This window comes from Tersicoccus solisilvae, from assembly GCF_014643255.1.
Lineage (GTDB): Bacteria > Actinomycetota > Actinomycetes > Actinomycetales > Micrococcaceae > Tersicoccus > Tersicoccus solisilvae.
In genome coordinates, this window is the sequence record NZ_BMJI01000035.1 from 1 (window position 1) to 12,700 (window position 12,700).

Sequence of the window (12,700 nt, forward strand, 5' to 3'; positions counted from 1 at the left end):
CCGATCGAGGCGGAGAACAACTACTACCGTCAGAACAACCCCCAGCACCAACCGGCGCTGGGAGAACCCGCCCTCCACTAAACCCGGGGCGGTTCAAGCTGCGGGCGAAACCGTCAGCTGAGGACGTCCTTCGTGGTGAACCGCCCATAGGCCAGCGCCCCGAACAGCGCGACGTATCCCGCCTGCAGCAGGGCGTTCTCGCCGAACGACCCCCACGCGATCGGCCGCCGGAGCAGGTCGGCGACCCCGAGCCAGTGCTCGGTGAACAGCCAGGGGTGCAACCAGTCGAGCTGGTCGAGGGCACCGAGCACCTGGGCGACGACGGCGAGCACCACCGTGGCCGCCATCGCCCCGACCGGTGCGGTGGTCAGCGTGGAGGCGAACAGCCCGATCGCCGCCAGGCCGAGCAGCGAGACGGTGACGTAGCCCGCCATCAGGACCAGTCGGCCCCCTGCCTCCCCGGGCCCGACGGCGTCCCCCGAGAGGAGCGTCGCCGGCCCGACCGGGAAGAGGGCGAGCCCGACGAGGACCCCGCCGACGACGACCGCCAGCGCCGCCGCCGCGCAGAACACCGCGGTCGCCGCGAACTTCACCACCAGCAGCCGCACCCGCCCGGCCGGGGCGGTCAACAGGTAGCGCAGGGTTCCCAGGCTCGCCTCCCCGGCGATCGTGTCCCCGGCGACGACGCCGACGGTCAGGGGCAGGAACAGCGGGGTGCTGACGATCAGCCCGACCACGCCCGCGAAGAGGCCGTTGTGCGTCACCTGGTCGAGGAACGCCGGTCCACGCCCCGGCGCCGGGGGCGTGGGCGAGAACCGCACGGCGAGCCCGATCAGCACCGGTACCGCCGCCAGCGCCGCGAGCATCGCCCAGGTGCGCCACCGTCGGAACAGGACACCGACCTCGGACCGGAACAGGCGCACCCCCACGCCGCGGGAGGTCCGGGCCACCGCCCTCTCACGGCGCGACATCGAAGCCCTCCCCGGTGAGCTCGACGAACCGCTCCTCCAGGCTGGGCCCGGCCGCGGAGAATCCACGGACCCGGACCCCGGCCGCCACCAGGGCAGCGACGAGCCGTTCGGGTGCGGCCGGCACCTCCCGGTCGTCGCCTGCGGCCGGCCAGGTCGCCAGCACCGTGTCCGGGTCGGCCGGCTCGGGCGAGAGGCCGAGGCCGCGCAGGACGGCGATCGCGGCGCCGGCGTCGGGGGTGAGTACCCGGACCCGGCGCCGGGCCGCCCCCTGAAGCGTGTCGAGCGTGCCCTGGGCGACCAGCCGGCCGGCGCGCAGCACCGCGGCGTGGGTGCAGACCTGCTCGACCTCGGCGAGGAGATGGGTCGAGACGACGACGGTGGTGCCGTCGTCGGCGAGGGACCGGATCAACGACCGCACCTCGCGGGTGCCCTGCGGGTCCAGCCCGTTGGTCGGCTCGTCCAGGACCAGCAGCTCCCGGGGCGCCAGCAACGCCGCGGCCAGGCCGAGGCGTTGTTTCATGCCGAGCGAGTAGGCGTGCACCTTCTTCCCGGCGGCGTGCACGAGGCCCACCCGGTCGAGGGCGGCCGCCACCCGGGCGCCCCTCGTCCGGGGCGAGGCGAGGGGGTCCGCGGCGTCCAGGCGGCGGAGGTTCGCCTCGCCGCTGAGGAACGGGTAGAAGGCGGGCCCCTCGACGAGGGCGCCGACGCGGGGCAGCACCCGGGCGAGCCGGTCCGGGACGGCCTCGCCGAGCACCTGCGCCCGGCCGCCGGACGGGGTCACCAGACCCAGCAGCATGCGGATCGTCGTCGTCTTGCCCGAGCCGTTGGGGCCGAGGAAGCCGAACACGCTCGCCCGGGGCACCGCTAGCTCGAGGGCGTCGACGGCGGTGTGGCGGCCGAAGGTCTTCGTCAGTCCGCTCGTCGCGATCGCGAGGTCGGGGGCCGCGGACGACCCCGCCCCCGCGTCCGTCATCGTCGGCCCGTCACCGGGCCGCGGCCTCGAGCGTGCTCACCGGGACCGCCCCAGCGAGCAGCCGGCCGTCCGTGGTCACCAGAACGTTCACCAGCGAGGAGGACAACAGCCGGCCACCGCCGACGGGAGTGGAGAGCTGGGCGACGAGCGGCGAGCGAAGCAGGTCGGCGGGGACGCGGTCGGCGGGGAGGGTGACGACGGCGTCCCAGCCGGCCGGGGCGGCCGTCCGCTTCGCGGAGGTGCCGGTGGTGGGCCGGTGGGGCGCCGCGGGCAGGTGCTCCTGCGTGACCGTCGCCCCGCGCGGCGGGGTGAACGCGAACACCGAAGGGTCGGGGGCGCGCAGGTCGACCGAGGTCATGGCCAGGTGGAACGCCGGGTCCACCTGGCCCCTCGCGTGCACGTCGACGGCCAGCGGCAGGCCGGTGGCCGACTCGACCGCGATCCGGACCGACGCCACGAGCGTGCCGGAGGTGCGGGGCGTGAGGACGAGGGTGTAGGCGCTGTGGCCGGCCACGATCACCGGATCGCCGAGCGTCACGGCGGTCGAGGGGCCGGCCGCGGCCAGGACGCGCCGGGCGAGCGTATCCGGGGTGAGGGCGGCATCCGGAGTGGGGGCTGCACGCGGAGTGGGGGCGGGCAGCGTCGTCCGGGTCGCCCGGGCGGCCTTCGAATCCCAGGTCCACGCGGTCGAGCCGTTGCGGATCACGTCGCGCTCGGCGAGCTGGTCCATGACCTGGACGCGGAGCCGGGTGGGCCCGTCGGCGTAGACGCGGCCGCTGTGCGCGGTGGTGAGCAGGCCCAGGACGGCCGCGGCCTGGCCGGCGCTCGACCCGCCCGTGGCGTCGAGCGCCTGGGACGGGATGGCCGGCAGTCCGAGGTCGGTGGTCTGTTCGACGTCACCGGAGAACTGCTGGGCGCGGTGCGAGGCGACCAGGGCCACCACCTGCTCGGCCGAGGCGGGCGGGGGTGGCGGCACCGCCGAGGCACCGCTGACCACCAGGCCCACGGCGACCGCGGCGGGCACCGCGGCGGCGGGGATCCATCGGAACCAGTTCCTGCTCATGGCCGGCCTCCCGTGCACTGCTGGCTCCACGCTACGCCGACCCGCCCCACCCGGCGGCGGATCCGGCCACCTTCCCGGGGAACTCTCGGGGAAGCCGGCCAGCAGCGGTGTGCCGGCAGCCGCCGGTGCGGTTCCTCTCAGCCGGTGGCCCGCGGCCGCGGCCGGGCGACGACACGGGGAGCGGGACCGGCTGCCCTAGGCTGGGAGACATGGCCGACACCCCCGCAGTACCCCGTCCCGACCGAGCTCCCGGCGGGCCCGAGGAGACGGGGTCGCGGATCCGGGTCGCCGTGACGGGGGCCGGCGGGCGGATGGGCTCGGCCGCCGTCGACGCCGTCCGGGCCGCCCCCGACCTCGAGCTGGTCGCGGCTCTGCGCCGGGACGACGACCTCGAGCAGATCGTGCGTGCCCGCGCCGACGTGCTCGTCGACCTCACCGTGCCGGAGAGCACCGAGGAGATCGTCCACTTCGCCGTCCGCCACGGCATCCACGCGGTCGTGGGCACCACCGGCTGGGACGACTCCCGTCTGGCCGCGCTGCGCGACGCGCTGACCGCCGCTGACGGCGTCGGGGTGCTGATCGCCCCCAACTTCGCCGTCGGCTCCGTCCTGGCCACCGCCTTCGCGGCAAAGGCCGCCCGCTTCTTCGACTCGGTCGAGATCATCGAACTGCACCACCCGGACAAGGTCGACGCCCCGTCCGGGACCGCCGCGCGCACCGCGGCCCTGGTGGCGGACGCCCGCCGGGCGGCGGGCACCGGCCCCAGCCCCGACGCGACCCGCACCGAGGCTCCCGGCGCCCGCGGGGCCGACGTCGACGGCGTCCGCGTGCACAGCGTGCGGCTGCGCGGGCTGGTGGCCCACCAGGAGGTGCTGCTCGGCTCGCCGGGGGAGACCCTGACCATCCGGCACGATTCGCTGGACCGCGCCTCCTTCATGCCCGGCGTCCTGCTGGGCGTGCGGTCCGTGCCCGCGGCCCCCGGGCTCACCCACGGCCTGGACGCCTTCCTCGGCCTCGACGAGGCCGGCCGATGAGCGACGCCGCCGGCCACGCGGACGGGTCCGGTGCGACGAACGCGGGCGGCGGGCGGCGGGCCGAGCGCGCCCTGAGCACCCGCCACCTGATCGGGCTCGTCCTGCTCGTGCTCGGCGCCCTCGTCTCGCCGTTCGACTTCTGGCTGGCCTTGATCTTCATCGCCCCCGCGTTCTTCTTCCTCGCCACCCGGGTATGGGTCGCCGTCGTCGTCGTCCTGCTGGCGCTGTACCTCGTGCTCACCGCCCAGCGCGGCTGGCTCCTGCTGATCTCCGACGGGTTCCTGGCGAAGGGCCTCGGTGTCGCGCTGCTGCTGCTGCCGGTCGTGGGCGCCTGGGTGCTGGCCCGGGAGATCGCGTTCGGCACCCGGGTGGAGCGTCTCGCCCGGATCCTCGAGGGGGAGGGCGGCCTGCCCGACGACGACCTGCCCCGCCGGCCCTCCGGCCGGGTCGTCCGGGCCGCCGCCGACGAGGCCTTCGCCCGGTACCGGAGCGAGGTGCAGGCCGACCCCGACGACTGGCGCCGCTGGTTCCGGCTGGCCTGGGCCTACGACGCCGCCGGCGACCGCACGCGGGCCCGGCGCAGCATGCGGGACGCCATCCGGCGCCACGCCGAGGACCCTGGTCATCACCCGGCCGGCGGGCCGACCGAGGGGAGCACGTCGTGACCGACCCGGACGACCGGCCCGGCGCCGCCGACCCGCTCGCCCTGCTGAGGACCTGGTGGGACGAGGCGCGGCAGCGCGGCGCGGGCGTGCCCGACGCCCTCAGTCTCGCCACCGTCACCCCGGCCGGCGAGCCGGCCAACCGCGTGGTCGTGGTCAAGGGGATCGACGCCGCCGGCATCGTCCTCGTCACCTCCGAGCGCAGCCCGAAGGGGCGCGACCTGGCCCAACATCCGGTGGCCGCGGGCGTCCTGCTCTGGCCCGAGCCACTGCGCCAAGTCCGGGTCACCGGGCCCGTGGCGATGCTCGACGACGCCGCCTCCGCCGATCTCTTCGCCGCCCACACCCGGCTCTCGCAGGCGGGATTCGTCGTCTCCGCGCAGGGCGAGCCGATCGACCCGGCCGGCCTCGCCGACCTCCGGGACCGCATCGCCGCGCTCGCCGACGCCCCGGGCGACCTGCAGCGTCCCGCCCCGTGGCACGGGTACCGCCTGCGGCCCACGACGATCGAGTTCTGGTCCCACGATCCCGGCCGGGCGCACCCGCGGTGGCGGTACACCCGGCCGACGCCGGACGGGCCGTGGACCGCGGGCATGGTGCAGCCGTGACCGCGGGGTTCGGGGTGGTCGCGGCCGCGGTCGTCGCCGGCGTCCCGGCGTCGAGTCAGGACGCCGTCTCGGGCGCCACCGGCGGCGTGTTCGGTGCGGTCTCCCGCTGGGTGATCGAGGTGATGGGGGCGATCGGGGCACCGGGTGCGGGTCTGGCCGTGTTCCTCGAGAACGTGTTCCCCCCGATCCCCTCGGAGGTGATCCTGCCACTGGCCGGCCTCGCCGCCAGTCAGGGCAAGTTCAGCGTGATCGAGGCGATCGTGTGGACCACGGCGGGCTCCGTGCTGGGCGCCTACCTGCTGTACGAGATCGGCCGGGTGCTCGGCCACGCCCGGATCACCCGGCTGGCCGCGAAGATCCCGCTGGTCGACGTGGAGGACGTGGACAAGGCGGTGAGCTGGTTCGAGCGGCACGGCTCGGCCGCGATCTTCTTCGGCCGGTTCATGCCCGGCGTCCGCAGCCTCATCTCCATCCCCGCCGGCATCGAACGGATGCCACCGGTGCGCTTCGGGCTGCTCACCCTGGCCGGCTCCGGCGTCTGGAACACCCTCTTCATCGTGGCCGGGTACCTGCTCGGCGACCACTGGGACACCGTGCTCGTGTGGGTCGACACCCTCAAGTACGTGATCTTCGCCGCCATCGCCGTCCTGCTGGTCTGGTTCGTGGTCGCCAAGGCCCGCCGACGCCGCTCCGGCGGCTGAGCGCCGAGCCGGCCGACGGGGCACGAGCGCGGCCCGTCGGGTCGGCGCGCGGCACCGGCAGCCGGTAACGTGGAGGCCATGCCCGACGCCTCCATCCCCTTCGGCCGCCTGCTGACCGCCATGGTCACGCCCTTCACCCCGGACGGGGAGGTGGACCTCGACGCCGCCGCGGCGCTGGCCGACCGCCTCGTGGGCGACGGGTGCGACGGGCTGGTCGTCACCGGCACGACGGGGGAGACGTCGACGCTGACCGACGAGGAGAACCTCGCCATGTTCCGGGCCGTCAAGGACGCGGTGGGGGACCGGGCCAGCATCGTCGCCGGCACCGGCACCAACGACACCGCGCACTCGATGAACCTGTCCCGCCGCGCCGAGGAGATCGGCGTCGACGGCCTGCTGATCGTCACCCCGTACTACAACAAGCCCAGCCAGACCGGCGTCGCGGCCCACTTCACGGCCGTCGCCGACGCCGTCGGGTTGCCGATCATCGCGTACGACATTCCCGGCCGGTCCTCCATCCCGATCGCGCCCGAGACGATGCTGCGCCTGGCCGAGCATCCGCGCATCGTCGGGGTGAAGGACGCCAAGGCCGACTTCTCCGCCGCGACCCGGGTGATGGCCGGGTCGGACCTGACGTTCTGGTCCGGCGACGACGGGCTGACCCTGCCGTGGATGGCGCTGGGCGCCGTCGGCGTCATCGGTGTCACCACCCACGTGGCGACCGCCCGGTTCCGGGAGCTGATCGACGCCGTCGTCGCCGGCGACCTGGCCGCCGCGCAGAAGATCGCCTACGACCTCGAGCCCGTGATCCGGGCCACCATGACCCGGGTGCAGGGCGCCGTCGCGGCCAAGCAGATCCTCGCGTGGCAGGGCGTCCTCGCCCACGCCGGGGTCCGGCTGCCGCTGGTGCCCCCCACCGCCGACGAAGAGGCACTCATCCGGGGCGACCTGGCCGAGGCCGGTTGGGAGCTGTCCGCATGAGCGACCCCACGCTCGAACTCAAGGCCCCGCCCGCGCTGAAGCCGGGCACGATGCGGATCATCCCGCTCGGCGGCATCGGCGAGGTCGGCCGGAACATGACCGTCTTCGAACTCGACGGCAAGCTGATCATCGTCGACTGCGGCGTGCTCTTCCCCGAGGAGCACCAGCCCGGCGTCGACCTGATCCTGCCGGACATCACCAGCATCCGGGACCGGCTCGACGACGTCGTCGCCGTCGTGCTCACCCACGGCCACGAGGACCACATCGGCGCCGTCCCGTACCTGCTGCGGCTGCGCAAGGACATCCCCCTGGTCGGGTCGCAGCTGACCCTCGCGCTGATCGAGGCCAAGCTCGCCGAGCACCGGATCAAGCCCTACACCCTGGCCGTGAAGGAGGGGCAGGTCGAGCAGCTCGGCCCGTTCTCCTGCGAGTTCGTCGCCGTCAACCACTCCATCCCGGACGCCCTGGCCGTGTTCATGCGCACCAGCGCCGGCTCCGTGCTGCACACCGGCGACTTCAAGATGGACCAGCTGCCCCTCGACGGGCGGATCACCGACCTGCGCGCGTTCGCCCGGTTGGGCGAGGAGGGCGTCGACCTGTTCATGGTCGACTCCACGAACGCGGACGTGCCCGGGTTCATGTCCTCCGAACGCGAGATCGGCCCCACCCTGGACCGGGTGATCGGCCAGGCCCGCAAGCGGGTCATCGTCGCCTCGTTCTCCTCGCACATCCACCGGGTCCAGCAGGTGCTCGACGCGGCCCAGGCGCACGGCCGCAAGGTCGCGTTCGTGGGCCGCTCCATGGTGCGGAACATGTCGATCGCCTCGCAGTTGGGCTACCTGCACATCCCCGAGGGCATCCTGGTCGACCTCAAGCGGGTGGACGACTATCCGCAGGAGCGGATCGTGCTGATGTCCACCGGGTCCCAGGGGGAGCCGATGGCGGCCCTGTCCCGGATGGCCAACGGGGACCACCGCGTCCAGGTGGGTCGCGGCGACACCGTCATCCTGGCCTCCTCCCTGATCCCGGGCAACGAGAACGCCGTGTACCGGGTGATCAACGGGCTGATGAAGCTCGGCGCCGACGTCGTGCACAAGGGCAACGCCAAGGTCCACGTCTCCGGGCACGCCGCGGCCGGCGAACTGCTGTACTGCTACAACATCGTCCGGCCCCGGCAGGTGATGCCGGTGCACGGCGAGGTCCGCCACCTGATCGCCAACGGCAAGCTCGCCCAGGCCACCGGCCTGGCCGAGGAGGACGTGCTGCTCACCGACGACGGCTCGGTGATCGACATGACCGACGGCGTCGCCCGGGTCGTCGGCGGCATCGAGTGCGGCTTCATCTACGTCGACGGCACGACGGTCGGGGAGATCACCGACGACGACCTGAAGGACCGCCGCATCCTCGGCGACGAGGGCTTCATCTCCATCGTCACCGTGGTCAACCGGCACAACGGCACCATCGTCTCCGGCCCGGAGATCCACGCCCGCGGGTTCGCGGAGGACGAGAAGGTGTTCGGCGAGATCATCCCGAAGATCAGCGAGGCACTGCACGAGGCGGTGCAGTCCGGCCCGGGCAGCGCGCACACCACCTACCAGCTGCAGCAGATCGTGCGCCGGGTCGTCGGCACCTGGGTGAACCGGCGCTACAAGCGGCGCCCGATGATCATCCCGGTGGTGCTGGAAGCCTGAGCCGGGCAAGCGACGGCTGATCGTCACGCAGAACGCGACGGTGGACGGCGCCGCCGAGCCGCGCCGCGCCGGTTCGACCGTGGCGTCGTCCACACCGCGTGGGCGCCGCGCCGACCCCGGCCCGAGGATCGGGCCGCGCTGATCCCGCGTGCGGCGAGGGCGCCACGGTACCGTGGAAACATGGCGACACGTACTTCCCCGGCCCCGGCCCGTCAGGGCAGGGGCAGCGCGTCGCGAGCATCCACCCGCACCGGCGGCGGGACCGGCAGGTCCTCCGCACGCTCGGGCGGCTCCTCGCGCGCCCCGCAACCCGACGACCGGCCGTCCCTGCCGGTGCGCGCCGTCCGTGGCGCCTGGCTCGGGATCGCCCACGTCGCCGGGAACGCCGTCCGTGCCGTCGGGCACCGGGTCGAGGGACTCGACCCGGACGACCGCCGGGACGGTCGCGCGCTCGCGTTCCTGCTCCTGGCCGTCCTCGTGGCCGCCGTGCAGTGGTGGTCGCTGTCGGGCTGGTTCGCCCGCGGCGTGCAGGCCGTCGCCGCCGGCACCTTCGGCTCGATCGCCCTCGTGCTGCCGTTCGCCCTGCTCATCATCGCCGTCCGGTTGATGCGGATGCCGACCGCCACCGGGGCGAACAACCGGGTGACGATCGGTCTCGCGGTGCTCACCGTCGCCTCCTGCGGCGTCGCCCACCTCGCCCTCGGCGCCCCCACCATCTCCGCCGGGGTCGAGCGGCTCTGGGCCGCGGGTGGGATGATCGGCTTCCTCGCGGCCAGCCCGCTCAGCCAGATCATCACCCCGGCCGGGACCCTCGTGCTGCTGCTCGCGCTCGCGTTCGTGAGCATCCTGATCATCACGGCCACCCCGTTCGGGCGCATTCCGGCCCGCCTGCGCGCGCTCTACGAGCACCTGACCGGCCAGCAGCCCGGCCACCGGCCCGACGAGCACGACCGCTCCTACCTCGACGACCCGGCCCCGGCGAAGCCCGCGCGGAAGAAGCGGCTCGGGCGCAAGGAGCGCGCGGCCGCCCGGGCGGAGGACCTGGACGAGTACGACGGCGACGAGGCGTTCGAGCGAGCCCTGCTGGGCGACGACGCCGATCCCGCGACGGCGGACATCCCCGCGGTGCCGGCCCGGCCCGGCCCGTCCACTCCGCAGCAGCCGAGCCTGCCGCCGGGCGTCCGGCGTCCCACCCAGGCCGAGAAGGCCGCCGCGCAGCTGAGGTCGGACCAGGGCCTGGACGTGGACAGCCGGCCCACCGAGGCGCTGACCGCCGTGCGGTCCACCCCGGTCGCCCCGCAGATCCCGCCGACGCCGATCCCGCAGCGTTCCGAGCAGCTGCAGCTGTCCGGCGACGTCACCTACACGCTGCCGGCCTCGGACTTCCTCACCCCCGGCACCCCGCCGAAGGAGCGGTCCGCCGCCAACGAGGCCGTCGTCGCCGCCCTGACCAAGGTGCTCACCGACTTCGGTGTCGACGCCGAGGTCACCGGCTTCTCCCGTGGTCCGACGGTCACCCGGTACGAGATCGAACTGGGCTCGGGCACCAAGGTCGAGCGGGTCACCGCGCTGAGCAAGAACATCGCCTACGCCGTCGCCTCCGCCGACGTGCGGATCCTCTCGCCCATCCCCGGCAAGTCCGCGATCGGCATCGAGATCCCCAACACCGACCGGGAGACGGTGTCCCTCGGCGACGTGCTGCGCTCCGGGAACGCCCGCAAGACCGACCACCCGATGGTGATGGGGGTCGGCAAGGACGTCGAGGGCGGCTTCGTCGTCGCCAACCTCGCCCGGATGCCGCACCTGCTCGTCGCGGGCGCCACCGGCGCGGGCAAGTCCTCCTTCGTCAACTCCATGATCACCTCCATCCTGATGCGGTCCACGCCGGACGAGGTGCGGATGGTGATGGTGGACCCCAAGCGCGTCGAGCTGACCGCGTACGAGGGCGTGCCCCACCTGATCACCCCGATCATCACCAACCCGAAGAAGGCGGCCGAGGCGCTGCAGTGGGTGGTCCGGGAGATGGACGCGCGCTACGACGACCTGTCGACCTACGGGTACAAGCACATCGACGACTTCAACAAGGCGGTGCGCGCCGGCAAGGTCACCCCGCCGCCGGACTCCAGGCGGACGATCAAGCCGTACCCGTATCTGCTCGTGATCGTGGACGAGCTCGCCGACCTCATGATGGTCGCCCCCCGCGACGTCGAGGACTCCATCGTGCGGATCACCCAGCTCGCCCGTGCGGCCGGCATCCACCTCGTCCTCGCCACCCAGCGCCCGTCGGTCGACGTCGTCACCGGCCTGATCAAGGCCAACGTGCCGTCCCGGATGGCGTTCGCCACCTCGTCGGTCACCGACTCCCGCGTCGTGCTGGACCAGGCCGGCGCCGAGAAGCTGATCGGCCAGGGCGACGCCCTGTTCCTGCCGATGGGCGCGTCCAAGCCGATGCGCGTGCAGGGTGCGTGGGTCACCGAGTCGGAGATCCACCGCGTGGTCGAGCACGTCAAGGGCCAGCTGCAGGCGGTCTACCGGGACGACGTGACGGTCCAGGCGGAGAAGAAGCAGATCGACGAGGAGATCGGCGACGACCTCGAGGTGCTGCTGCAGGCGGCGGAGCTGGTGATCAACACCCAGTTCGGCTCGACGTCGATGCTCCAGCGCAAGCTGCGCGTCGGGTTCGCCAAGGCCGGCCGGCTGATGGACCTGCTCGAGTCGCGCGGCGTCGTCGGGCCGTCCGAGGGATCCAAGGCCCGTGACGTGCTCGCCAAGCCGGACGACCTGGCCGCGACGTTGGCCGCGATCCGCGGGGACGAGCCGGCCGCCGGTGGTGGGGCGACCGCCGCGACGGCGCCCGACGGCGACTGGGGGAGCGACGCCGTCGAGGCGGACCTGGACGGTCGGACCCAGGCGATCGACTACCACGACGACGCCGACGGTGGCGACGCCGAGGACGCCTGGCACCTGACCGGCCGCTGAGACCGGCACCGGGGACGGCCCACCTCCGGCGGCTGCGCGCCCCGGTAGCCTTGACGGATGAGCACCCCGGCGTCGTCCTCCTCCCCGGTCTCGTCCTGGAACCTGCCGAACGTGCTGACCGGGATCCGCATCCTGCTCGTCCCGGTGTTCATCGTGCTTCTCGCCGCCGACGGGGGTGCCCACGGCGTGCTGCGCTGGCTCGCCGCGGCCCTGTTCGTCGTGGCGATCTACACCGACAAGCTCGACGGGGACATCGCCCGGGCCCGGGGGCTGGTGACGAACTTCGGGAAGATCGCCGACCCGATCGCGGACAAGCTCTTGACCGGCTCCGCCCTCGTCATGCTGTCGCTGCTCGGGGAGCTGTGGTGGTGGGTGACCATCGTCATCCTCGTCCGCGAGTGGGGCATCACCGCCCTGCGGTTCTGGGTCATCCGGTACGGCGTGATGGCGGCGTCGGCCGGCGGCAAGCTCAAGACCGTGCTCCAGGCCGCCGCGATCATCCTGCTGCTCATGCCCCTGGGGACCGTGCTCGGTTCGTGGGCCCTGTGGCTCGGCTGGCTCGTGATGGCGGCCGCCCTCGTCGTCACCGTCGTCACCGGGGTCGCCTACGTACGCGACGCGCTCCGGCTGCGTCGGGAGGGCAGCCGTGCCTGAGCCGGCGCCCGACGCCGGTCCGCGGGTCGGCCCCGCCCGGGTGATCGCCGCCGCCGTCGCCCGGGGCGTGACCGTGGCGACCGCCGAGTCGCTCACGGGCGGTGCCGTGTGCGCGGCCCTCGTCGACGTCCCCGGCGCCTCCGCCGTGCTGCGCGGCGGCGTCGTCTCCTACCACCGCGACGTGAAGGTCGGCCTGCTCGGCGTCGAGGCGGACCGCCTCGCCACCCACGGCGCCGTCGACCCGGAGGTCGCCGCGCAGCTGGCCGCCGGCGTCCGCACCGCCCCGATCGCCGACATCGCCGTCGCCACCAACGCCGTCGCCGGGCCCGAGCCGCACGACGGCCGGCCCGTCGGCACGGTCTGGGTCGGCGTCGCCACCGCCG

Annotated in this window: 12 protein-coding genes; 9 read left to right on the plus strand and 3 right to left on the minus strand. The window is 73.9% G+C overall.

The window, feature by feature from the left end; all coding sequences use genetic code 11:
* Positions 1-113 precede the first annotated feature (113 nt).
* Genes IEX22_RS15070 through IEX22_RS15080 form a run of 3 tightly spaced genes read right to left on the minus strand, consistent with a single transcriptional unit; the run spans position 114 to position 3,007 of the window.
* A complete protein-coding gene (locus IEX22_RS15070) occupies positions 114-971 on the minus strand; it encodes an ABC transporter permease (RefSeq protein WP_188669222.1) in 858 nt (285 codons plus the stop codon).
* Entirely contained in the window at positions 958-1,944 is a 987-nt protein-coding gene (locus IEX22_RS15075; RefSeq protein ID WP_188669223.1) for an ATP-binding cassette domain-containing protein, read from the minus strand. Before IEX22_RS15075 ends, IEX22_RS15070 begins: the two co-directional genes overlap by 14 nt.
* Positions 1,945-1,954: 10 nt before the next feature.
* The gene (locus IEX22_RS15080; RefSeq protein WP_188669224.1) at positions 1,955-3,007 is read right to left on the minus strand and encodes a LolA family protein; all 1,053 of its coding nucleotides are present in this window, start codon (positions 3,005-3,007) and stop codon (positions 1,955-1,957) included.
* Between the two features lie 209 nt (positions 3,008-3,216).
* On the opposite strand from IEX22_RS15080, the gene dapB reads away from it, so the two are divergent.
* The 9 genes from dapB to IEX22_RS15125 all read left to right on the plus strand — a co-directional run.
* On the plus strand, positions 3,217-4,041 hold the full coding sequence (dapB, locus tag IEX22_RS15085) for a 4-hydroxy-tetrahydrodipicolinate reductase (protein WP_188669225.1): 825 nt from the start codon (positions 3,217-3,219) through the stop codon (positions 4,039-4,041).
* Positions 4,042-4,190: 149 nt separating this feature from the next.
* Complete coding sequence (locus IEX22_RS15090; protein WP_188669232.1) at positions 4,191-4,706, plus strand: tetratricopeptide repeat protein; 516 nt, start codon at positions 4,191-4,193, stop codon at positions 4,704-4,706.
* Entirely contained in the window at positions 4,703-5,311 is a 609-nt protein-coding gene (locus tag IEX22_RS15095; RefSeq protein WP_188669226.1) for a pyridoxine/pyridoxamine 5'-phosphate oxidase, read from the plus strand. Before IEX22_RS15090 ends, IEX22_RS15095 begins: the two co-directional genes overlap by 4 nt.
* Positions 5,308-6,012 carry a DedA family protein gene (locus IEX22_RS15100; protein ID WP_229660092.1) on the plus strand — a complete coding sequence of 235 codons (705 nt, stop codon included), beginning with the start codon at positions 5,308-5,310 and terminating at the stop codon, positions 6,010-6,012. Before IEX22_RS15095 ends, IEX22_RS15100 begins: the two co-directional genes overlap by 4 nt.
* A gap of 78 nt (positions 6,013-6,090) precedes the next feature.
* Positions 6,091-6,993 carry a 4-hydroxy-tetrahydrodipicolinate synthase gene (dapA, locus tag IEX22_RS15105; protein WP_188669227.1) on the plus strand — a complete coding sequence of 301 codons (903 nt, stop codon included), beginning with the start codon at positions 6,091-6,093 and terminating at the stop codon, positions 6,991-6,993.
* Positions 6,990-8,684 (plus strand): ribonuclease J, encoded by a 1,695-nt coding sequence (locus IEX22_RS15110; protein ID WP_188669228.1) that lies wholly within the window; start codon positions 6,990-6,992, stop codon positions 8,682-8,684. Before dapA ends, IEX22_RS15110 begins: the two co-directional genes overlap by 4 nt.
* Before the next feature lie 180 nt (positions 8,685-8,864).
* The gene (locus tag IEX22_RS15115; RefSeq protein ID WP_188669229.1) at positions 8,865-11,663 is read left to right on the plus strand and encodes an FtsK/SpoIIIE family DNA translocase; all 2,799 of its coding nucleotides are present in this window, start codon (positions 8,865-8,867) and stop codon (positions 11,661-11,663) included.
* Between the two features lie 57 nt (positions 11,664-11,720).
* Positions 11,721-12,317 (plus strand): CDP-diacylglycerol--glycerol-3-phosphate 3-phosphatidyltransferase, encoded by a 597-nt coding sequence (pgsA, locus tag IEX22_RS15120; RefSeq protein WP_188669230.1) that lies wholly within the window; start codon positions 11,721-11,723, stop codon positions 12,315-12,317.
* On the plus strand, positions 12,310-12,700 hold a 391-nt coding region (locus IEX22_RS15125), incomplete at its 3' end, for a CinA family protein (protein WP_188669231.1). The genes pgsA and IEX22_RS15125, both read left to right, overlap by 8 nt.